This window comes from Micromonospora sp. NPDC005197 (assembly GCF_040608295.1).
In the GTDB taxonomy this organism is placed as follows: domain Bacteria; phylum Actinomycetota; class Actinomycetes; order Mycobacteriales; family Micromonosporaceae; genus Micromonospora.
Genome location: NZ_JBEXHY010000011.1, coordinates 64,768 through 87,105 on the forward strand (window position 1 = coordinate 64,768; position 22,338 = coordinate 87,105).

The 22,338-nt window shown below is 71.1% G+C and carries 18 protein-coding genes and 1 pseudogene; 10 read left to right on the forward strand and 9 right to left on the reverse strand.

Going from position 1 to position 22,338, the window contains the following annotated elements:
- The first annotated feature begins 81 nt into the window (after positions 1–81).
- From ABZU46_RS06980 to ABZU46_RS06990, 3 genes are all read left to right on the forward strand, one after another.
- Positions 82–2,319: a tetratricopeptide repeat protein gene (locus tag ABZU46_RS06980; protein ID WP_354855517.1), complete on the forward strand. Its 2,238-nt coding sequence runs from the start codon at positions 82–84 to the stop codon at positions 2,317–2,319.
- A 130-nt stretch (positions 2,320–2,449) separates the two neighbouring features.
- Positions 2,450–2,908, forward strand: a complete 459-nt coding sequence (locus ABZU46_RS06985; protein WP_354855518.1) for a peptidoglycan-binding domain-containing protein — start codon at positions 2,450–2,452, stop codon at positions 2,906–2,908.
- Between the two features lie 313 nt (positions 2,909–3,221).
- Positions 3,222–5,576 (forward strand): AbfB domain-containing protein, encoded by a 2,355-nt coding sequence (locus ABZU46_RS06990; protein ID WP_354855519.1) that lies wholly within the window; start codon positions 3,222–3,224, stop codon positions 5,574–5,576.
- Positions 5,577–5,639: 63 nt separating this feature from the next.
- Here ABZU46_RS06990 and ABZU46_RS06995 read toward each other — a convergent pair whose 3' ends face one another.
- The 6 genes from ABZU46_RS06995 to ABZU46_RS07020 all read right to left on the reverse strand — a co-directional run bounded on the left by ABZU46_RS06995 (position 5,640) and on the right by ABZU46_RS07020 (position 9,730).
- On the reverse strand, positions 5,640–6,740 hold the full coding sequence (locus ABZU46_RS06995; protein ID WP_354855520.1) for a Gfo/Idh/MocA family oxidoreductase: 1,101 nt from the start codon (positions 6,738–6,740) through the stop codon (positions 5,640–5,642).
- Positions 6,710–7,420, reverse strand: a complete 711-nt coding sequence (locus tag ABZU46_RS07000; protein WP_354855521.1) for a ThuA domain-containing protein — start codon at positions 7,418–7,420, stop codon at positions 6,710–6,712. The genes ABZU46_RS06995 and ABZU46_RS07000 overlap by 31 nt, the downstream gene beginning before the upstream one ends.
- A 216-nt stretch (positions 7,421–7,636) precedes the next feature.
- Complete coding sequence (locus ABZU46_RS07005) at positions 7,637–8,209, reverse strand: hypothetical protein (RefSeq protein WP_354855522.1); 573 nt, start codon at positions 8,207–8,209, stop codon at positions 7,637–7,639.
- A gap of 92 nt (positions 8,210–8,301) precedes the next feature.
- The gene (locus tag ABZU46_RS07010) at positions 8,302–8,661 is read right to left on the reverse strand and encodes a hypothetical protein (protein ID WP_354855523.1); all 360 of its coding nucleotides are present in this window, start codon (positions 8,659–8,661) and stop codon (positions 8,302–8,304) included.
- On the reverse strand, positions 8,658–9,221 hold the full coding sequence (locus ABZU46_RS07015) for a hypothetical protein (protein WP_354855524.1): 564 nt from the start codon (positions 9,219–9,221) through the stop codon (positions 8,658–8,660). Before ABZU46_RS07015 ends, ABZU46_RS07010 begins: the two co-directional genes overlap by 4 nt.
- A complete protein-coding gene (locus ABZU46_RS07020; RefSeq protein WP_354855525.1) occupies positions 9,188–9,730 on the reverse strand; it encodes a MauE/DoxX family redox-associated membrane protein in 543 nt (180 codons plus the stop codon). The genes ABZU46_RS07015 and ABZU46_RS07020 overlap by 34 nt, the downstream gene beginning before the upstream one ends.
- 1,075 nt (positions 9,731–10,805) lie before the next feature.
- Between ABZU46_RS07020 and ABZU46_RS07025 the strand changes: the two genes are divergently transcribed.
- From ABZU46_RS07025 to ABZU46_RS07040, 4 genes and pseudogenes are all read left to right on the forward strand, one after another.
- Positions 10,806–14,069, forward strand: coding sequence for a BTAD domain-containing putative transcriptional regulator (locus ABZU46_RS07025; RefSeq protein ID WP_354855526.1), 3,264 nt, complete (start codon positions 10,806–10,808; stop codon positions 14,067–14,069).
- A gap of 301 nt (positions 14,070–14,370) precedes the next feature.
- A pseudogene (locus ABZU46_RS07030) lies at positions 14,371–15,029 on the forward strand (response regulator transcription factor).
- A gap of 120 nt (positions 15,030–15,149) precedes the next feature.
- Positions 15,150–15,770, forward strand: coding sequence for a TetR family transcriptional regulator (locus ABZU46_RS07035; RefSeq protein ID WP_354855527.1), 621 nt, complete (start codon positions 15,150–15,152; stop codon positions 15,768–15,770).
- A 121-nt stretch (positions 15,771–15,891) separates the two neighbouring features.
- Positions 15,892–17,391 (forward strand): FAD-dependent monooxygenase, encoded by a 1,500-nt coding sequence (locus ABZU46_RS07040; protein ID WP_354855528.1) that lies wholly within the window; start codon positions 15,892–15,894, stop codon positions 17,389–17,391.
- Positions 17,392–17,536: 145 nt separating this feature from the next.
- On the opposite strand, the gene ABZU46_RS07045 is transcribed toward ABZU46_RS07040, so the two are convergent.
- Together ABZU46_RS07045 and ABZU46_RS07050 are read right to left on the reverse strand one after the other, a co-directional pair.
- Entirely contained in the window at positions 17,537–17,683 is a 147-nt protein-coding gene (locus tag ABZU46_RS07045) for a hypothetical protein (RefSeq protein WP_272616708.1), read from the reverse strand.
- A 106-nt stretch (positions 17,684–17,789) separates the two neighbouring features.
- Positions 17,790–18,173: a hypothetical protein gene (locus ABZU46_RS07050; protein WP_354855533.1), complete on the reverse strand. Its 384-nt coding sequence runs from the start codon at positions 18,171–18,173 to the stop codon at positions 17,790–17,792.
- A 178-nt stretch (positions 18,174–18,351) separates the two neighbouring features.
- Here ABZU46_RS07050 and nhaA point away from each other — a divergent pair, with 178 nt between their 5' ends.
- Both nhaA and ABZU46_RS07060 read left to right on the forward strand, forming a co-directional pair.
- Positions 18,352–19,674, forward strand: coding sequence for a Na+/H+ antiporter NhaA (gene nhaA / locus ABZU46_RS07055; protein ID WP_354855529.1), 1,323 nt, complete (start codon positions 18,352–18,354; stop codon positions 19,672–19,674).
- A 72-nt stretch (positions 19,675–19,746) separates the two neighbouring features.
- On the forward strand, positions 19,747–20,193 hold the full coding sequence (locus ABZU46_RS07060) for a CBS domain-containing protein (protein ID WP_354855530.1): 447 nt from the start codon (positions 19,747–19,749) through the stop codon (positions 20,191–20,193).
- Positions 20,194–20,196: 3 nt separating this feature from the next.
- Here ABZU46_RS07060 and ABZU46_RS07065 read toward each other — a convergent pair whose 3' ends face one another.
- Positions 20,197–21,486 (reverse strand): ArsB/NhaD family transporter, encoded by a 1,290-nt coding sequence (locus tag ABZU46_RS07065; protein WP_354855531.1) that lies wholly within the window; start codon positions 21,484–21,486, stop codon positions 20,197–20,199.
- Between the two features lie 280 nt (positions 21,487–21,766).
- Between ABZU46_RS07065 and ABZU46_RS07070 the strand changes: the two genes are divergently transcribed.
- Positions 21,767–22,294 (forward strand): DM13 domain-containing protein, encoded by a 528-nt coding sequence (locus tag ABZU46_RS07070; protein WP_354855534.1) that lies wholly within the window; start codon positions 21,767–21,769, stop codon positions 22,292–22,294.
- Positions 22,295–22,338 lie beyond the last annotated feature (44 nt).

Sequence of the window (22,338 nt, forward strand, 5' to 3'; positions counted from 1 at the left end):
TCCTCCGCTGTCACCACTGACGGGTCTCTTGCGTCGTGTGCCCGATTGTCCGCAGTGACCGCCGCCTATACCGTGATCCCCGTGTTCGGGGAGGCCGTACAGGAGCTTCGGCGTCACAGCGCGCTGACGCAGGAGGATCTGGCCGCGAAGACAGGGCTGTCGGTTCGGCATCTCCGGGATCTGGAGGCAGGGCGGATCGCGCGGCCGCGGCCCGCGACGCTGCTGTTGCTGGCCGACGCCTTCGGCCTGCAGGGGACGAAGCGGGACCGGTTCCTCGCCGGGGCGCCGACACCTGTCGGCTCGAACGGTGTTCCGGCGCAGCTGCCCGCGGACGGCTTCGGCTTCGTCGGCCGCGCCGACCCGCTGGCCCGCCTCGACGGGATCCTGGCCCGAGCGGCGGATCAGCCGACCGCGATGGGTCTCGCGATCGTCTCCGGCACCGCCGGGGTGGGCAAGACCGCGCTCGCGGTGCACTGGGCTCATCGCGTCGCCGCGCACTTTCCCGACGGCCAGCTCTACGTCAACCTGCGCGGCTTCGACCCGGGCGGCGTCCCGGTCAGCCCGAGCACGGCGCTCGCCGGATTCGTCAACGCTCTCGCGGGACCGGGCGCCCGTCCGCCGACCGCACTGGATGAGCAGGTCGCTCGATATCGCAGTCTGCTGGGCGGCCGGCGGGTGCTTGTCGTCCTCGACAACGCCGGCGACGCCGACCAGGTACGCCCGCTGCTGCCGGGCGCGCCGGGCTGCTTCGTCCTCGTCACCAGTCGGGACCAGTTCCTGGGTCTGGTCAGCGTGAACGGCGCTTATCCGATCACCCTGGACGTCATGTCCGGGGCCGACTCCCGCGAACTGCTGACCCGACGCCTCGGCGCGGAACGCGTCACCGCTGAGCCCGAGGCCGTCGACGCCATCGTCAGCGCCTCCGCCGGACTGCCCCTGGCGCTGTCCGTCGTCGCCGCCCGGGCGGCCATCCACAGTGGGTTCCGCCTGATGGACCTGGCGGCGAGTCTGCGCCCGGTGGCCGGGCGCCTGGATGCCTTCGACGGCGGCGAACCGGTCACCGACCTGCGGCTGGTCATGTCGTGGTCGTACCGGACCCTCGAGGGGCCCACCGCCCGGCTGTTCCGTCTGCTGAGCGTCCATCCGGGCCCGGACTTCGCCGTCGCGGCGGCGGCCAGCCTCGCAGGGATCACACTCGCGCAGGCCCACCGCCACCTGGCCGAGCTGACTCGGGCCCACCTGCTCACCGAACACCGTCCCGGGCGGTACACGTACCACGATCTGCTGCGCGCGTACGCCGCTGAGCTGACGGCGGCGGAGGACAGCGACGCGAGCCGTCACGCCGCCCGGTCCCGCCTGCTCGACCACTACCTCCTGGTCGCGTACGCCGCCGACGAGCTGGTCTATCCGCAGCGGGACCGGCTGCCGATCGACCCGCCGGGGCCCGGGGTCGCGCCGGTGGCGCTGGCCGATCGCGACGCGGCCCTGTGGTGGTTCACCGACGAGCACCCGGTGCTGCTCTCGGCCCTGCGGCTGGCGGCCAGCCACGGGTTCGACCGCCACACGTGTCACCTCGCCTGGGCGATCACCACCTACCTCAACCAGCGCGGCTACTTCCAGGACTGGACCAGCAGCCTGCGGACGGCGCTGTCGGCGGCCGTCCGGCTGGCCGACGACCGGGCCGAGGCGTACGCCCACGGGGTGCTCGGCTTCGCCGACATCGCGCTTGCGCAGTACGCCGACGCGCAGCGCCACCTGGAGTTGGCGTACGACAGGTACCGGCGGCTGGGCGACCTCGCCGGGCAGGCCCGGGTCGAACTCAACCTCGGGTGGATCTGCGACCGGACCGAGCAGCCCGAGCAGGCCCTCGCCCACGCCCTGGAGGCGCTGCGCCTGCACCGGCAGGCCGGACACGTCACCGGCCAGGCCTTCGCGCTGAACGCGGTCGGCTGGTCCCACAGCCAGCTCGGTGACCACCACGCCGCGATCGAGAGCTGCGAGCAGGCACTGACCCTCTTCACGTCGGTCGACAACGTCCTCGGCCAGGCGATCACGTGGGCCAGTCTCGGGCACGCCCACCTGCAGCTCGACGCCTTCACGGAGGCGGTCACCTGCCACCAGCACGCCGTCCGTCTGCGTCGCGAGATCGGTCATCGACGGTTGGAGGCGGACGCGTTGGTGAGCCTCGGCGACGCTCACCTGGCCGCAGGCGACGCCGGTTCGGCCCGCGTGGCCTGGCAGCAGGCGCTGGACATCCTCGTGTCGCTGCGGGAGGCCGACACCGGCGCGATCGAGGCCAAGCTCGCCTCGCTGCGCTGAGGGGCCCCGAAGTGCCGGTCAATCTCCGGTCCGGCTCCTGTCCGGGCACTGCCGCGGACGAAACGATGGTGAGGCAAGCCGCGCACCGCAGCGTTGCGCGTGCGACCCACACCTCGACCTGGGGGTTCCCATGCTCCGACGTCTTTCTCGCCTCGGCCTCGCCGCCATGCTCGCCGTCACCACCGTGGGCGGCGCGGTGGCGATCTCCTCGCCCGCCCAGGCCGCCCTGCCGCACTGCAACGGCGCGGGCGTCTACACCTCCACCTGGTCCGGCGCCCGCGGGGCGACGGCCTGGATCCCGGCGTACGTCAGCAGCACCATCAACTTCAACTGCCTGCTGATCCGCGGCGACCACAGCTCCGGCGTCGGTGAACTCCAGCGGACGTTGACGGGGATCTACGGGAGGTACCTCGGCCCCAACGGAGTCGACAACGACTTCGGCGGTTACACCCAGAGCGCGTTGCGCAGCGTCCAGGCCGACCTCAGAATCTCCGCCGACGGCGAGTACGGGCCACAGACCCGCGACCACCTCTGCTGGCGGTGGACGGGCAGCGACAACTCCTGCATCTGGCTCAACAACAACCACTGAGGACGCGCGGGGCGCGCCACGGGGGCGCCCCGCGACCGACCGCCCCGGCTCGGAGCCGGGGCGGTCGCCGTGGCCGAGGTACGACGATCGGGATCGAAACCGCGAGCATTGACGATCAGCAATTGACTGAGTGTCCAGGGTGCCTCTATAACGTTGTACGGGTGGTGATGGATGTCGATCAGATCACCATCGCCTGTGGGTGGAAATCCCGCCGACATCCGCCGTCCGCGTTCGAGAAGCCACCCGATGCCCACCGCCCGCGCGCTGCGGGCTCAGCTGTACGGCCCGCGGCGACCCGCCCCTCGGAGACGGCATGACACGTCAGGTCCCCGCCCGCCCCGCCCTGCCCCTACTGCTCATCCTCACCCTCGTCGTCGGTGTGTTCGCCGCACCGGCCCGACCGGTGCGGGCCGCACCGGCCAAGACGCCGCCACTGACCACCCCGTGGACCAGCCAGGCGCTGGCCGGGACGCCCCTGCCGGAGTACCCGCGACCCCAGATGACCCGACCGGACTGGCTCAACCTCAACGGGGAGTGGCAGCTGCGCCAGTCCGGCACCGACGACGCCCCGCAGTTCAACACCGACCTGCCCGAGCGGGTCAACGTGCCGTTTCCCGTGGAGAGCGCCCTCTCCGGTGTCCAGCGGGCCGCCAACGACAACCGCAACTACCTGTTCTACCGACGCACCGTCACCGTCCCGCCGAACTGGTCCGGCCGGCGGACCCTGCTGCACTTCGGCGCCGTGGACTGGCAGAGCACGGTCTGGGTCAACGGCGTACGGGTCGGCGCGCACACCGGCGGCTACGACGCCTTCACCTTCGACGTGACCCCTCAGCTCAACGGCGGCGTGAACGAGATCGTGGTGAAGGTGTGGGACCCGACCGACACCCGGCAGAACGGCAGCCTGCCCCCGATCGGCAAGCAGACCAAGCAGCCCGGCGGGATCTTCTACACGCCCAGCTCCGGAATCTGGCAGACGGTGTGGATGGAGCCGGTGCCCGCGGCGTCGATCAGCAGCGTGGACGTCTACCCGAACCTGGGCACCAACACCCTGCGGATCCGGGTCTTCACCCGGGGCGACGTGAGCGGGCACAGCGTGCTCGCCGAGGCGCTCGACGGCGCTACGGTTGTCGGCTCCGCCACCGGCGGCTTCACCGACTTCAGCGTCCCGGTGCCGAACGCCCGCCGCTGGTCACCCGACGACCCGTTCCTCTACAACCTGCGGGTACGCCTGCGCAACGCCGGCGGCGCGACGGTCGACCAGACCGTCCACTACTTCGGCATGCGGGAGATCACCACCGGCATGGTCAACGGGGTGCTGCGACCGAAGCTCAACGGCCAGTTCGTCTTCCAGGTCGGCACCCTCGACCAGGGCTTCTGGCCGGACGGCCTGTACACCGCGCCGACCGACGCCGCCCTCGCCTTCGACCTGCAGAAGCACAAGGACCTGGGCTTCAACATGGTGCGCAAGCACATCAAGGTCGAACCGCAGCGCTGGTTCTACCACGCCGACCGGCTCGGCCTGCTGGTCTGGCAGGACATCCCGTCGCTGACCGCGCAGAACATCGACCCCACCGATGCCCAGCAGGCGCAGTTCGAGAGCGAGGCACGCGAGATCGTCGACGAGCACCGCAGCTCCCCCGCGGTCGTCGCCTACACGCCCTACAACGAGGGCTGGGGCGAGCGCGCCCTGGCCGACACCCGCCGCGTGGCGCAGAACATCAAGAATCAGGACCCGACCCGGCTGGTCAACCCGCACAGCGGGCACAACTGCTGCCAGTCCCTCGGTGACCCCGGCAACGGCGACATCGACGACTGGCACGTTTACCTGGGTCCGGACTCACCCTCGCCATCGAGCGGCCGGATCGCGGTGCTCGGCGAGTTCGGCGGCCTGGGCCTGCGCACACCGGGCCACGAGTACAGCCCGAACGGGCAGTTCTTCGCCTACGAGTGGCAACCCACCTCCGCTGCCCTCACCGACCGGTACGTGGGGCTGGTGGAGGGTGCGCAGAACCTGATGCTCGGCAAGGGACTCAGCGCCTCGATCTACACCGAGATCGCTGACCAGGAGGGGGAGTTGAACGGCTTCCTCACCTACGACCGGCAGGTGGTCAAGATGGACCAGGCCCGCGTCCGCGCGGCCAACACCGCCCTCGTCAACGCCTCCCGGACGATCGGCAGCTCCGCCCCCGTCGCCCTGCCGGTCAACACCCGGCGTTCACTGCAGGTGACCACCCCCGGCTACACCAACCGGTACCTGCGGCACCAGAACAGCCTGGCGTACACCGAGGTGGTCGACGCGGGCAGCTCGGCGCTGCTCAAGAACGACGCGACGTACACCATCCGGCCCGGCCTGGCCGACGGCGCCTGCTACTCCTTCGAGTCGGTCAACTATCCCGGTCAGTACCTGCGGCACCAGGACTCCCGGGTCCGCAACTCGCCGAACGACGGGTCAGCGCTCCTGCGGGCCGACGCCACCTGGTGCGCCCGGGTGGGGCTGACCGGAAACGGCGTCTCGCTGGAGTCGTACAACTTCCGCGGGAAGTACCTCCGGCACTACAACTCGGAGGTCTGGCTCAGCAACGGCACGGGCGGTGACGCCTACAACCGGCCCACCCTCTGGGCCGCCGACAGCACCTGGAACATCGCCGCCCCCTGGGCCCCCTGACGGCGGCGGACCGTGCTCTGACCAACGGTGCGGGCCGGCGGAGAGCCGCCGGCCCGCACCGGGTCACTTCTTCCAGCCGTTGACCGGAGTGAGCGGAACCGGTGCCGGCCGCTGCGCCACAGTCGTCAGCTCGATCCGCCGGCCCTCGGCCGCCGAGACGAGCAGCGAGGTCATCGTTTCGAGTACGTGCAGCGCGACGTCGCCGCCGGCGCGGGGCGGGCGCTGGCCGTCGGCGGTGACCAGGTCGATCAGCCCGATGCCGCGGGAGCCCTCGACGTAACCGGCCAGTGGTTCGAGAACGCGCCATTCGGTGCCGCCCAGCGGAAAGACGCGCACGTCCCCGTCGAACATGTTCGGATCGGGTACGGCGAGCGTGCCGGTCTCCCCGTGCACCTCGATCGGCGCGGCCGTCGTCGCGACGCCGTCGAAGCTCGTGGTGATGGTGGAGAGAGCACCGTTGGCATGCTCAAGCACACCGGTCACGTGGGTGTCCACCTCCGCCGGGACGCGCTGGCCGTTTCGCGGGCCCGAGCCGATGACACGCTCGGCGCGCAGGCGGCTGGCGGCTCCGACGACCGCGCGAACCGGCCCGAGCAGGTGGACGAGCGCTGAGATGTAGTACGGCCCCATGTCCAGCAACGGGCCGCCGCCCGGGGCGTAGTAGAAGTCGGGGTGGGGATGCCAGCGCTCGTGTCCCGGTGTGACCATGACGGCCGTCGCCGACAGCGGGCGTCCGATGAGCCCGCCGTCGATCGCCGCCCGTGCCGTCTGCGTACCTGTGCCGAGGACGGTGTCCGGCGCGCACCCGACGTGGACGCCAGCCGCGGAGGCCCGTTCGATGATCGAGCGGCCGTCCGGAAACGTCACGGCAAGTGGCTTCTCGACGTACACGTTCCTGCCCGCCTCGATCGCGCCGAGTGAGATCTCGGCGTGCGCCGCGGGGATCGTGAGATTGAGAACCGTCTGCACCTCCGGACGGGCGAGCAGACCCTCGACGCTCAACGCCTCGCTGCCGGGAATCGTGGCCGCGACCGCGGCCGACCGGGAGGCGTCGAGGTCGGCCAGCGCGACGATGCTCACCGCGGGGTGGTTCGCGAGGGTGTCGAGGTACGCACGGGAGATGACCCCGAGACCTACGATGCCGACGCGGTGCGGGTCGCCCACACCATCCCCCTCTCGATGACGGTACGGACGTTCGCGTCCTCCAGCACGTCGAGGCTGTGCCCCGGTGTCGTCACGACGATGCGCCCGGCACCCCAGCGTCGCGTCCAGATCGCCGGCGAGGTGACCGGCCGATGCCATGGATGCCACGCCTGCGTCGGATGGGTGGTGACGGCCAGGATGTCGATCAGGTCGTCGTGCAGCACCCAGTACTGCTCGGTGACCAGGTCGAAGTCCTCGATCCCCGCGGTGATCGGGTGCTCCCGGCCGAGGTCGGTGATGCGCACCGTGTGCGGCAGGAAGTTGTCCTCCGGGCCGCCGTGGCGCTCGCACGGCTCCTTACCCGGGTGGGTCGCGAACTGGCCGCCCACCAGATGCAGGTACTCCGACGACGCGCGGAACGCGTCCACGATCCCGCCGTGCCAGCCGGTGAAACCCGTACCGGCGATGACCGCGGCGCTCAGGCCCGCCACCTGGTCAGCGGTGATCTCCGACATCGTCATGCACTGCACGACCAGGTCGGTGTCGGCCATCTCGGCGGCATCGGCGTAGATCTGGGTCGACTCCTCGACCCGTACGGCATAGCCGCTGCGTTCGAGGAAGGGAATGAACAACTCCGTCGCCTTGACCGGCTGGTGCCCCTCCCAGCCGCCCCGAACCACGAGTGCTCTCGGCTGCGCCACCCTCGCTCCCCTCCACGCTCCGTCGCCACCGGGCCGGACGTTCCCGCCCCGGCGACATGCCGTCGGTGCCCGTACCTGTCGAGCACAGAAACCGTACCCGTGGTCGCGGGCCGGGGCCGGAGTAGCGGAGCAGTCGCGGGGGGCGGACGGGCGGACGCACCGTCATCGGGGTCGCGCCGGTTCGGCCGGGGCCCCACGTCGGGCCCCGGCCGAACCTCAGATCACGGACGACACGACCACCACCATGGCCGGCAGCAACGCCGTGGCGACCGCCGCGGACTGCACCAGCCGCCGTGGCCCGGGACGCCCCAGGTCACTCACGCTTCCATGACCGGCGAGAATCGCCACGACCAGTGGACCGGTGAACGCGCCACCGAACACCAGACCACTCCACTGCGGAGCGACGTTGAGCAGCGCCGCCACCAGCAGCACCCAGGTCGTCGCCGACACCCGGAACGTGCTCCACATGAGCCCGGTGTCCAGACCCCAGATCATCGGCGGAACCCACCACGGGATGTTCTCCCGATGGCCCAGTTCCTTGGACGTCTGTCGGCGCAGCCCGGGGGCGTACGAATCCGTCCGGATCGCGTGTACGTCGAAGGCCGCCGCCACCAGTGCCGCCACGAGACACAGCCCCACGGTGAGCTGGGCATCGAGCCGCCCGGCGAACAGGGTGCCGACCTGGTACAGCGACGCGGTGACGAAGCCCGCCATGGCGATGTGCGCGACGGACAGTACGGCGACGAAGCGCAGACCGCTTCGGACGAGACGGGACGAGTCCCCTTGCACGAAGGGGCGGATGACTCCGATGAAGGACTGGCCTCAAGGGCTGAAGAGCTGGGCGAAGCCCGCCACCACGGCGAGCACGATCGTCCACAGAACTACCATACGTACCAGATCGAGCAGGCGAACGGACCGGACCAGCACGAGGTCTTGCTCTTGCTGCACTCACCGCAGCCGTACGTGCGGCTGCCGCTGGTGCAGGTCCAGAACGTGCGGTAATAGCCCGACGGGCAGGTGTAGCGATCGGGTTCGACCGCGTAGTGGCACCGGGTGCAGCTGGCCAGCGAGCAGCAGGGCGACCCCAGGCAGTCGGCCACCGCCGGGGATGCCTTCAGTACGGTGGCCAGGCCGGCGACGACCGCGGACGCCGCGCCCATGAGCGCGAATCGGCGGCTACGACGGCGGTCGGTGAGCACCGCCGTCTCGGTCGGTGTCACGCACTCCATCTGATTGGTCATAGCCGTACGGTTCCTTCCTTGGCGACGGGCAGGCGGGACGGGACGGTGCGGGCGTTCAACAGCGGTTGCAGTTGCCGGAATGACGGCAGTGTCTGGGCCAGGAAGGCCTCACCCGAGCGGTAGAGGACCACCGACGGGACGGTGTCGATGCCGATCGCCCGCGCGACATTTTCCTCGACATCGATGGTCGCCCGGTCGATTGGTATGTTCAGTCCTTCGAGCCAGGCGCGGCCCTCCTGCTCGGAATGCGCCTGCTGCAGGACGATCCACACCAGTTCCAGGTCCTTGCGGCGCAGGCCCTCCGCGATTGACCGGCAGGTCGTGCAGGACACGGACAGGAAGAGCAGCGCGAGATGCGGCTGCGCGTCGAGCCGTGCCGGGAGACCGACCAGGGAGGGCCTGATCGAGTCGTCCATCGGGATCGGGATCGGCGACGGGTTGTCTTCGAGCTTGAGGGACGTACGGATCAGTTCGAGGGTTTGATATTGGTCGATCAGCGCCAACACGCAGATCCCCATCAGCACGCTCAATGCGGCGACGACGACCCAGAGGAAGCCCATTGACTCTCCAACACTTTGAGGTAGCTCCAGCTCCGCAGGGCCAGAGGCAACAGCTGACGGACGACGGTCGCCAGGCACAGCACCAGCGCCGTCACCGCGACGGCGTCCGGACCGACGAGCAGATCCGATGAGTCGCGGTGCGCCGTCCAGGCGACGGCGAGCCAGATCGGGAGCAGCGCGAGCTGCGTCCAACCCAGCTTCGCCTCGGACGTGCCGCCGAAGCAGGCACAGCGCACCGAGGCGCCCCGTGCCAGAGCGATCGACGCCGCACCTGCGAACGACGCGCCGAGCGCGATCACGAGGCCCGCTGTCACCCAGGCGCGCGGTGCGGTCAGCAGGAGGACCGCGGTGACCAGCTCCACGCCGCTGACCAGCAAGGCCAGCACGCGCGGACGCGGCATCCTGAGCGCGACGAGCGTGCGACGGAAGGCAACGGGCGCGGCGAGCTTCTGACCCGCGGTGTAGAGCAGGACTGCTGCCGCGACGATCCGCACCGTTGCGTCGATCATCGGCACCAGCTCCGGCCGGGACGACCGCGAGGACCTGGGCGTCGGCCAGTTCCGTGTCCAGGACGCAGACCCGCACCCGCCGTGCAGTCCGCCTGTCGAGCAACGGCGAGGCGGCCAGCCGCTGGCCCGCGACCGCATAGCCGCTGCCGTCGCGCTTCGGCACTCCGGTCACCCAGTGCACCACCGGCACGGCGGCCACGGCGAGGCCGGGCCACAGGTCGGTCACGGTGACCAGGTCACCCGGTCGTGGGGCGATCCCGTCCGGGAAGCCGGCGAACGGAACACGCTCCGCCGCCCGGATCGCGGTGCGGTTCGCCACCTTCGGCGTACCCACCACGGCGCCGCCGGCCGCCACCGCTGACACGCGGGCCAGCTCACCGCGCGAGCCGGCCTGTGCCGCATCCGTCCCCGGGTCGGCCGATGCCGACTCGCCCGAGACAGCCACCACGGCGACGGTCGATCCCACCACGGCACCAACGCGGAGGATCTGCCGCCGCGATAGTCCCTTTTCCTGGTTCATGCGTACTCCTCGGATCTGGTCCATGAGGACGATCTACCGGTATCGGCGCCCGAATCGAGCGAGAACCCGCGGGTCCGGAGCGACGCCGCGGCGGACTGGGGCTGCTCGGTCGACCACCCCGCGGGGGTCGCCTCGACCGTGCTGCTGATCGACCCCCGGCGCGCCCCCAGTGCGCTCCGAATGGTCCTGACACGACGGTGCCTCCCGAGGCGGTGACGACGGCGTCCGGACGATGGGCAGCACCAATGTGTCTCCGGACATCGACGCTGCTCTGGATCACTCCCATCACCGTTTCAAGAGAACAACTCAGGGGTCCAGGTTTCGGCGGTGTTCTTGAACAGATCTTGACCGAAGCAGCCACGACAAGTGGCGGCCGCACCGCGCCGGGCTTGTCCGTTGTGGACTCCAGGTCCCGAAGGGCGTTGAGACGCCTCGGCAGGAGCGTGACCGACGACACGGACGGCTGATTCAGGGGTGGGCGCCGATGGGCTGCCGGGGGCATGTCGATGGTGAGATCATTTCCAGCGTCGTGGATTCCTACGGATCGGACCGGGCGTGGACCAAGCGGAGGACGGCCTGCAGATCCGGCTGCTGGGTCCGGTCGGCGTGTGGCACGGCACCCGTTGGCTGGGCCCGTCGGCCGCGCAGCAGCGCACCGTGCTGGCCATGCTGGCGTTGGAGTGCGGAAACATCGTTCCCATCGACCGCCTGGTGACGGCACTGTGGGGCACGGCACCGCCCGCATCGGCTCGTAACGCGGTACAGGGCTGCGTCTCCCGACTACGGGCCCTGCTCAACTCGGTTGACCCGCCGCCACGCACAGCCGAGCTGGTGGGGGTGGGGACCGGCTATCGGCTCACCGTCGACCGGTCCGCGGTGGATCTGCACGACTTTCGGGACCTACTGCGGTCCGCGCGCACGTGCGAGCCGCAGCAGGCTCGTGAGCTGGTCGACCGCGCTCTGCGCCGATGGCGGGGGCCGGCGTTGGCGGACGTCGCCGGCCCGTGGCTGGACGAACTCGTCGCCCCACAGCTGAACGAGGAGCGGTTCGCGGCGGTTGAGCTGCGAGCCGACCTCGACCTCCGGCTGGGCCGGTACGGTGACATCGTCGACGATCTGTCCGACCTCATAGCCGACAACCCGGCCCGGGAGCGTCTGGCGCTGGCGGTGCTCATCGCGCTGCACCGGTGCGGCCGCCGGGTCGACGCGCTGACCCTGTTTCGTCGGGTCCGCGAGAACCTGGTCGAGAGGCTCGGCATCGAGCCGGGCGAGGAGCTCCAGCGGGCCTATCGCGCAATGCTCGCCGGCGCCGAGCCCGTCGCGGAACCCGCGGGGCAGCGGGTGCGGGATCCGACGGGCGTGGTGCCGCGGCAACTGCCGGCGGCCACACCCGGCTTCGTCGGCCGCCGACGCGAACTGGCCCTCCTCGACGAGGTGCTGAAGGAGCGGGCGGCGCCGGTCGCCGTCGTCTGCGGCCCAGCGGGGGCAGGGAAGACCAGCCTGGCGGTGCGGTGGGCGCACGACGTCCACCACCATTTCCCCGACGGACATCTGTTCGTGGACATGCGCGGGTTCCACAGTCGTCCACGCCGGACCCCCGGTGAGGCGCTGCCGCTGCTGCTGGACGCGCTGGGCGTCACCGCCGACCGGATACCGGCCGAGCCGGACGCGCAGGTCGCGCTGTACCGTTCGACGCTCGCCGGTCGACGCGTTCTGCTCGTACTGGACAACGTCGCCGACGCCGACCAGGTGCGGCCACTCATTCCGGGCGGCCCGGACTGCCTGGTGGTGGTGACCAGCCGGGACCGGCTCAGCGGCCTGGTCGCCCGGGACGGTGCCGCTCGGCTCACTCTCGACGTCCTACCTGCCGCCGACGCGGTGGAACTGCTCGTCGGCACCGCGGGGGCCGAGCGGATCAACGCCGACCCGGCCGCTGCTCGGGAGTTGGCCGAGATCTGCGGGCACCTGCCGCTGGCCCTGCGCATCGCCGGCGCCCGCCTGGCCGACCGGGCGCACGTGAGCGTGCGCAGGCACCTCGACGAGCTGATCGCGCGGGGCCGGGTCGCGCAGCTGCGGGTCGAGGGTGACGACAGCACCGCCGTCCGGGCCGCGTTCGAGCTGTCGTACCAGGCGCTCCCGGCCCCAGCGGGTCGGGTGTTCCGGCTGCTCGGACTGGTGCCGGCACCGTCCGGCCTCGCCGTACCCGCGGCCGCGGCGTTGACCGGCCTGCCCTGCGACGATCTCGAACCGCTCATCGACACCCTCGCCCGACTGCACCTGATCCGAATCACCCGGGCAGCCCGGATCGTCAGCCACGACCTGCTGCTCGAGTACGGAGCGCAGCTCGCCGCCGAACATGGCGACGCGGCCGACAATGCCGCCGCCGTGCACCGGCTGCTGCACTTCTACCTGCATGCTGTCGCCCGGGCCAGCGCCGCGCTGAACGGCCCGTCGCGGCTACGGCTGCCGCCGGATCCACCGCCGACCGGCGTACGGATCCCTGAGCTCGACGATCAGGCACCCGCCCGCGAATGGCTCGGTGCGGAAACGGCGAATCTGGTGGCGGCGCTGGAACACGCGGCTGCCGACGGCCGAGACCGGATGGCGTGGCAACTCGCCCACGCCCTGTACGACTTCCTCCGCATGCGGACGCCGCTGAGCCAGTGGCGGTCGATCGCCCGGACCGGGCTCAAGGCGGCCCGCCGCGACGGCGACCTTCGCGGCGAGGCCGTGATGCGACAAAGCCTGGGACTGCTGAACTGGCGTACCGGCGATCTGCGCGCCGCCCGCGCCGAGTACGAGGCGGTCGCGGCGCTCGCCGCCCGAGCCGATTGGCAGGTCGGCGCCTCGGCGGCACACTGCAGCATCGGTATCGCACTGGCTCAGCTGGGCCGGCCCCGGGCCGCGATCAGCCGGTTCGAGCAGGCTCTCGTCATCGATCGGGAGATCGGCGACCGCCGAGCCGAGGCCGGCACGCTGGCAAACCTGGCGGCCGCCTGCGAGGAGGTGGGCGAGCTGGCCGCGGCCGCACGGCACGGCGAACTGGCGATGGGGTTGCTGCGGGCGACCGGCCAACATCTGGGCGCTGCCGTGGCCAGCGAGAACCTCGCGCTGGTGGCCCGGGAGCTCGGCCGGCTCGACGAGGCGCGGACGGCAGCGGAGGAGGCGGTGCGCGTCGGCCGGACGATCGGCGCCCGGCACGAGGAGGCCGCTTCGCTCACCACGCTCGGCCGCGTGCACGGTGACGCGGGACGCTACGCGGAGGCCGAGGAGGTGCTCCACCTCGGCCTCGACATCGTCCAGGGACTGGCGGACGGCCGACTGGAGGTGGTCACCCAGACCGCGCTCGCCGAGGTACTGCTGCGGCAGAGCCGACTGGCGGAGGCGGGCCGCCGGCTCGATCTGGTGCTTGACCTGGCGGATCGGACCGGCAACGAGCGCGCCCGGGTCGAGGCGCTGATGCTGCTCTCCGATCTCAGCGCGGCCCGCAAGGAGTTCGACAGCGCCCACGAGCACGCCACCGGTGCGATGGCGGCGGCCCGCGCCGGTGGGTACCGGCTGGTGGCCGGTCAGGCGCGCAGCCGCCTCGCCGCCGCGAGACTGGGCCTCGGCGATCCCGCGGGGTGCCTCGTCGAGGGCCGTCCGGCGCTGCGCGTCCAACGCCGGGCAGGGCAACGTCTCGCGTACGCCCGCACGTTGATGACCGTCGGCGGCGCGTACGCGGCGCTGGGCCGTCCGTCGGCGGCTCAGACCCGATGGCGGGCGGCACACGAGCTGTTCCGGGAGATCGGCGCCGCCGAGGCGGCACCGCTCGGCTAGCCGGGACGCCGGTCAAGACTCTCTCAAGTTCGATCGCGACGCCTCGACTGCGAGTCCCTCACCGACCAGTATTCCGGGCGGAGCAACCATGCCTCGCGCCCTCGACGTCCGCCCGTCCGATCGCCGCCTCAGCCAGAAATCAGCGCCGGCTCAGCGCTGTCGGCTGTTATTCGCGGCGGAACGTCCCCCCGTCGTTCGGGACTGACGAGGTGCGTCGACGACGTCGCCGGCCGCCCTGGCCGCTGGCGATCCCGCTCTCGCCCCGCGCCGGGTGGGCGCCGCGACGACGACAGGCGGGGCGATGCGGATCTTGCTCGTGGAGGACGACCGGCGGATCTCTGCGGTCCTGGGTTCGACGCTGCGCCGGTGCGGTTATCAGGTGGACACGCGTCGACAGGTGCCGCAGCGCTCGTGGCGGCCCCCTGCGACCTGGTCCTGCTGGATCTCTGTCTGCCGGACGGCGACGGATTCGCCGTGTGCCGGGCGCTGCGGGAACGCAGCGCCGAGCTGGGCATCATCGCGGTCACCGAACGGGGCGAGGAGCGCGGCGGCATCGTCGGCCTGCGGATGGGCGCCGACGACTACGTCGTCAGGCCGTTCGCGATGGACGAGCTTCAGGCGCGCATCGAGGCGTTGCTGCGGCGAACAGCACGGCAGGGTCCGCGACCGTCCGACGTCATCGACGTCGGAGGGTTGCGGATCGACCTCTCGGCCCGCACGGTCCACGTGGACGCCCGGCCGGTGTCGTTGACCCGCAAGGAATTCGACATCCTGGCCTCGCTCGCCCGTCGACCCGGCCTCGCGCTCACGCGCGAGCGCATCATGCTGGACGTGTGGCAGACCACCTGGTCGGGCCGGCACACCCTGGCGGTCCACGTGGCGGCGCTGCGCGCCAAACTGGGTCGGCCCGAGTTGATTCAGACGGTACGGGGACTCGGCTATCGCCTCCCCGCCGAGTGAGGCCGACCGGTCACCGAGGATCGGGAGTTACCCGATCGTCGGGTGAGCTGGGCACCAGCGACCATCAGTTTGCGTGGCACGCATATTTGCGGGGCGCGCAACTAGTGCTAGGGTGGTGGCATGACGGGGCTGCGGGAGCGCAAGAAGGCCGAGACGCGGGCGGCGCTCGGCTGGGCCGCGATCCACCTCACCGCGGAGCGCGGTTACGACAACGTTCGCGTCGAGGACATCGCCGAGGCTGCCGGCGTCTCGCCGCGCACCTTCAACAACTACTTCTCCAGCAAGGCCGAGGCGATCGCCTCCCGCCACCTCGACCGCAGCCTGCGCACCGCCGCCGCGCTGCGGGAACGCCCCGCCGACGAGCCGCTCTGGGCGGCACTCACCCAGGCCTCGCTGGAGCAGTTCACCCGCGGCCCCGAGGTCGACGCCATGCCGTCCCCCGCGCACGCCCAGTGGGTGGCCGGCGTACGCACCATGCTCGCCGAGCCTGCCCTGCAGGGCGAGCGGCTGCGCGCCGTCGCGATCGCCGAGGCCGAGTTGGCCGCCGCGGTCGCCGAGCGCACGGGCACCGACCTCGCCACCGACATGTATCCGAGGCTCGTCGCGGCCGCCGCCAGCGCCGCGGTCGCCGTCGCCATGCAGCACTATCTCGACAGCCCCGACCCGCCCACCCCGATCGAGCGCCTCATCACCGACGCGTTCACCCAGGTCGCCGCCGGCCTCCCCGCGCCGCCCCGCTGAGGCCCGCCCCTCGCTCACGGCACCACCCCAGCCACTTCTTGTCCGCGTCACACCCCACGGCGGGCCGGTCGCGTTCCGCGCCTGCCGCGGCGATGACGCACACCCCGAAGGGATCACGATCGTGATCGATGTGCTCATCGTCGGAGCCGGCCCCAACGGCCTCATGCTCGCCTGCGAACTCGCTCTGGCCGGCCTCCACCCTGTCGTCCTCGAACGCCACGCCACGCCCGGAGGCGAGCCCCGCGCCAACGGCCTCGTCGGCCAGGTCGTCCGCCTGCTCGACCGGCGCGGCCTCTACGCGCGGCTCAGCGGCGAGAGCACCCCGCCGTCCCCCCAACCAGCCTTCACCTTCGGCGCGTTCCCGCTGGATCTCACGGTGCTCGCGGAGAATCCGCACTACGTGCTCGGCGTGCCGCAGGCCCAGCTGGAGGCCACCCTCGCCGCCCGCGCCGTCGAGCTCGGCGTCGACCTGCGCCGCGGCCACGAGGTCGTCGACCTCCGCCAACGCCCCGACGCGGTCGAGGTTCACCTCGCCGACGGTACGCAGCTCACGTCCCGTTTCCTCGTCGGCGCCGACGGCGGTCGCAGCGCGGTGCGCCGCCTCGCCGGCATCGACTTTCCCGGCGCCACGTTCGACCGGTCGGTCTCCCGCACCGCCACCGTGACCGTCCCCGCGTCATCCCTCGACCCGGAGACCGGCGGGCTGTGCGCCCCCGGCTACGGCGTCGTCCCGCCGTTCCAGCACACCCGCACCCCGCGCGGCCTGATCGCCTGGGCGCCCTTCCCCGGCCGCCCGGCGATCCTGAGCACGACGGAGTGGCCCGACACGCCGACGAGCGACGAGACCCCCATGACCCTGGCGGAGCTACGCGCCAGCGTCGCCCGGGTGCTCGGCGTCGACATCCCCTTCGGCCCACCCGACGGCCCCGGCCTGCTGCGGCGGCTGACCGGTCGCAACACCCGCATCGCCGCCCGCTACCGCGCCGACCGGGTGCTGCTGGTCGGCGACGCCGCGCACGTGCACCCCGCGATCGGCGGCCCCGGCCTCAACCTGGGCCTGCAGGACGCCGTCAACCTGGGTTGGAAGCTGGCCGCCACGGTGCGCGGGTGGGCGCCGCAGGGCCTGCTCGACACGTACGAGACCGAGCGCCGTCCCGTCGCCGAACGGGTCGTCATGTCCACCCAGGCGCAGTCGGCGCTCATCGGGCCCGGCGACGAGATCACCGGCCTGCGGGAACTCTTCGCCGAACTGCTGCGCATCCCGGAGGTGACCGGGCACATCGCGGCGCTGATGTCCGGCGCGGACATCCACTACCCCGCCGACCCCGCCGACCCGTTGGCCGGCCGGTGCGCCCCCGACGTGGTCGTGCACGCCGACCAGGGCGCGGTACGCCTCGCCGAGCTGACCCGCACCGCCCGGCCGTTGCTACTGGATTCCACGGGTGTCTACGCCGAGGTGGCCGCGCCCTGGCGGGACCGGGTCGACGTCGTCGCCGGCGCGTTGCGGGGCACGACCGCGACCGCGTTGCTCGTACGCCCCGACTGCTTCGTCGCCTGGTCCGCCGGGGATGCGGACACCCTGCGCGCCTCGCTCACCCACCACTTCGGGCCGCCCCGGTGACCGGAAGCGTCTCGTGGACGCCGCTGGCGTCCGTCGCGTCCGTCCATCGACGAGTCCCTGTCGGACCCCGCAGGGTGGGACATGGCCGGGTGCCGGCAACACTGTCGGGCGCTGGTTGCCGGCCACCGACCACACCGACGAAGAATCAGTCGGTGATCACCGGCCAGGCGTAGGCGAGCAGGGCGCAGGCGGCGCCCAGCAGCGCGAACGAGACACCCCGAGTGGGCAGTGGCAGTGCGGCGAGCACGATCAGGATGACCGCGATGACGTAGAGAAATGCCTGGACCGACATGGGACTCTCCTCAATCAGGGAATTGATGGGAACCGACGTTGACCGCCGGGGTGACACCCCGCTCATGCGCGAACGCCGCACGCGCGGGTCGGGCGTGCGGGCTTGATCAGCCGTCCGGCGTGAAGAGCCCCTGAATACCGACGACGATCGCGATGAGACCGAAGATCGCGAGCAACAGGCGGACTCCGGTCGCGCCGTCCGACCGCTCCTCGCGCGACGCCGGCCGACCGGTCAGCCGGCTCCACAACAGGGCGAGCCCCACACCGATCCCCACCACCTCGAAGTGGAACACCCGGGGGCCGGACACCAGGTGGACGATGAGGTGGTAGCCGCCGGTCACGAGCGCCACGAGGCCGACCACCCACGCGATCGGGGCCGCCCGACCGGCGAGGCGGCCCAGGTCGTCACCGACGCGTGGCAACAGCCGCAGCACCGAGACGGCGAGCAGGAAACCACCGACGATGTTGGCGAGGTCGAGCAGCAGAGCCATGATCACGAGGGTCTCCGTCGATCGGATGATCAGCCGGTGGGAGCGTACCCACGGAGCCGGTCGGTTGAAACGAGATCTGGCGGCCGATGGCGCGCCGTCGGCTGTCTGCGGTCGAGGGATCCGCGGCGAAAGGCCCCGGTACGATGGGTTCCGGTGCGCCGGGAAGTCTGGTCGGCAGATGGTTCCGACCCGTCTTTCGAAAGTTGGCCCGCTTGTGACGTCGAACCCTCAGTCGCCTCCTCGTGTTCTCGGCCGTGGTTCCTGGGCTGAGGCACGTCGCATCGCCGACGTGCTGCGCAAGGAGACGATCGGCGGCGCGTTGCTGCTGGTCGGTGCCGTCGTGGCGCTGATCTGGGCGAACTCGCCGTGGGCGCACCGCTACCAGGCGATGACGGCGCTCACCGTCGGGCCCCACGCGCTGCACCTTGAACTGTCGCTGGCGACGTGGGCGGCTGACGGGCTGCTGGCGATCTTCTTCTTCGTCGCCGGTCTCGAACTCAAGCGCGAGTTCGTCGCCGGTGATCTGCGTGATCCCCGCCGGGCCGCGGTCCCGGTCGCCGCCGCGGTCGGCGGCGTACTCGTGCCGGCCCTGCTGTACGCGGTGGTGAACTGGGGCGGCGCGGTGAAGGGCTGGGCGGTTCCAACCGCCACCGACATCGCGTTCGCCCTCGCCGTGCTGGCCGTGATCGGCCGGCATCTGCCGAGCGCGCTGCGCACCTTCCTGCTGACCCTGGCGGTGGTGGACGACCTGCTGGCGATCGTCATCATCGCGGTCTTCTACACCGCCCACCTGTCGCTGCTGCCACTGCTGGCCGCGGTGGTGCCGCTGGGCCTGTTCACGCTGCTGGTGCAGCGTCGGGTGCGCTCATGGTGGCTGCTCCTGCCGCTGGCGTTCGCAACCTGGGCGCTGGTGCACGCCTCCGGCGTGCACGCCACAGTCGCCGGGGTGCTGCTCGCCTTCGCCGTCCCGGTGCCGCGCTCCACAGGGGCCGGCCCCGGACCCGGCCTGGCCGAGCACTTCGAGCACCGATTCCGGCCGATCTCCGCCGGTGTTGCGGTGCCGCTGTTCGCGCTGATGGCCGCCGGGGTGGCCGTCGGCGGGCTGGACGGCCTGACGCAGGCGCTCACCGACCCGATCGCCGTGGGCATCATGCTCGGTCTGGTCGTCGGCAAGCCGATCGGCATCCTGCTGGCAACCTGGCTCGTCGCGCGGTTCACCCGGGCCCGACTGGACTCGGGGCTGGCCTGGATCGACGTGGTCGGCCTGGCCGTGCTGTCCGGCATCGGGTTCACCGTCTCGCTGCTGATCGGCGAACTCGCCTTCGGTGTCGGCAGCGACGCCGACGGCCGGGTCAAGATCGCTGTGCTGGGAGGCTCCCTGATTGCCGCCGCGCTCGCCACGGTCATCTTGCGGTTGCGTAATCGCGTGTACCGGCAGATCTACGAGGCCGAGCAGGTCGACCGTGACCATGACGACGTTCCGGACGTCTACCAGAAATAGGTCCACTGCGAGTGGGGGGCTGCCAGGCGGCGTCAGCGCGGTCAACGCGGCGTCCGGGCGTATCGTCGGTGCATGCGCGCGAGCGATGTGGCCATCCCGATGGACACCGTCACCGAGGACATGCCGGCCCGGGAGGCCGCGCGGATCCTGGCGGCGCAGGACCTGCCCGGCCTGATCGTGGTGGACGCCAAGGGCCGCCCGTCGACGGTGCTGGCTGGCACGCAGGTGCTGCGGATGGCACTGCCGTCCTACTGCCAGGACGATCCGGCGCTGGCCCGGGTGATCGACGAGGCCGCTGCCGACGTGATCCTGGAGGGGATAGGCGACCGCACCGTCGCGGACCTGCTGCCCCGCAACCGTCCGGGCCTGCCGGCGGTCAACGCTGACGCCACCCTGCTCGAGGTCGCCTCGGTGATGGCGCGATCGAATGTGCCGCTGGTCGCGGTCGTCGACCACGACCGGGTGATGACCGGCGCGATCACCCTGGACGGGCTGCTCGACCGGATGCTCGGCACCTGAGCGTCAGAAGAATCGCAGCCACAGATACGGCACCGCGATCGCCACCGAGATCACGGTGACGATCAGACCGTACTTGGTGAACCCCCAGAACGTGATCTTGTGCCCGGCACGTTCGGCGATGCCGAGCACCACCACGTTTGCCGAAGCGCCGACGGCGGTGGCGTTGCCGCCGAAGTCAGCCCCGATGGCGAGCGCCCACCACAGCACCTGAGCCTTACCGAGCCCACCTTCGGCGTTCACCAGCTCGCTCACGATCGGGCTCAACGTCGCCACGTACGGGATGTTGTCCACGATCGCCGACAGCCCCGCCGACGCCCACAGCATCAACATGGTGGCTGGCCACAGCTTGCCCCCGACGGCCTCGGTCGCCGACCGGGCGACGCTGTCGATCACTCCGGTGGCGACCAGGGCTCCGACCATGACGAACAGGCCGGCGAAGAACACCAGCGTCGGCCACTCGACGTCCTTGACCACGTCTTCCGTGTCCAGCCGCGACAACGCCAGCAACAGCAGGCCACCGAGCACGGCCACCACCGAGGGCTCCAGGTCCAGCACCGTGTGCAGGCTGAACGCGAGCAGCACCGTGCCGAGCACCACCAGGCTGATCACCACGAGGCGGCGGTCGCGAATCGCGTCCGCCTCCCGCAGCGCCATCACCCGGGCCACGCGCTCGGCGTCGTAGCGGAACGCCGTGCGGAACATGATCCGACACAGGCCGACGAACACGACGAGCACGATCAGCACCAGCGGGGCCATGACGTTCAGGAAGTCGGTGAAACTCAACCCCGACCGGCTGGCGATGATGATGTTCGGCGGGTCGCCGACCAGGGTTGCCGCGCCACCGATGTTGGACGCCATGACCTCGGCGATCAGAAACGGGATCGGCGGCACGCCGAGCCGCTCGCACACCAGCAGCGTCACCGGCGCCACCAGCAGCACGGTCGTGACATTGTCCAGCGCCGCCGACACCACGGCGGTCACCACCACCAGGATCACCATGATCGGGAACGGACGGCCCCGAGCCTTCTTCGCGCTCCAGATCGCCAAGTACTCGAACAGGCCGGTGCGTTTCAGCACACCGACGATCAGCATCATCCCCAGCAACAGGAAAATGACGTTCCAGTCGATGCCCGCCTCTTCGGAGAAGAACGCATGCTCGGCATCGGTCGCCCCGATCGCCAACATGATCGACGCGCCGCCCAGGGCCACCGCCACCCGGTTGATCTTCTCGGTGGCGATCAGGACGTAGGCGGCGGCGAACACGGCCACCGCGATCCAGGCCAGGATGCTCATTCGGCGCTTCTCCGGTTCTGGTCAGCCGTTATCGCAACGCCGACCAGGCTTCCCGGCACACCTGAGATCAACCTATCAGCCTGGGCGATCGGCAACGGTGTGGTGTGCCGGCCCGGCCGGCCCGCAACCGCACCGCACCACCTGTTCATCGACGACAACCGACGTGGGCTGGAGTGGGCGACCCGGAGCGTCGTAAGGGTTCCGAAAGGGTTCGCGACCAGTTCGACGGCTGCGGGGGTCGTACGCTGCGGGGGTGGGAAAATGGATCTTCCGGTCGCGAGTGGCCTGGGCCGGTCTCGCCTCCGCTGTCCTCGTGGCGGCTCTGGCCCTCTACTGGTTCCAACCGTGGAAGCTGTTCACCGACACGTACGTCGACGAGGCGGTTCCCCCCGTGGGGACCACGTCGACCGCGCCCACTCCCGCGTCCGCGGCTCCGGCGGCGACACCAGCCGGGAACGCGATCCTGACCGCCGGCGAGTTCGTCACCCACGAGCACCGGACGACCGGCAGTGCCGAGATCCACCGGCTCGCCGACGGGCGCCACCAGCTCGTCATCCGGAACCTGAGTACGTCGAGCGGGCCGGACCTGCGAGTGTGGCTGACCGACCAACCGGTCACCCTCGGCAAGGCCGGGTGGCGGGTGTTCGATGACGGCGAATGGGTCGAACTGGCCAGGCTCAAGGGCAATCAGGGCAACCAGGTGTACGAGATACCGGCATCGGTTGACCCCCGCGACTTCCGGAGCGTCTCCATCTGGTGCAAGCGATTCGCCGTCTCCTTCGGCGCGGCCGACCTCAAGGCCGTCTGACGTCGCCGGGCTGCCCGTTGCGACGCCGGCATATGCGGCGTCGC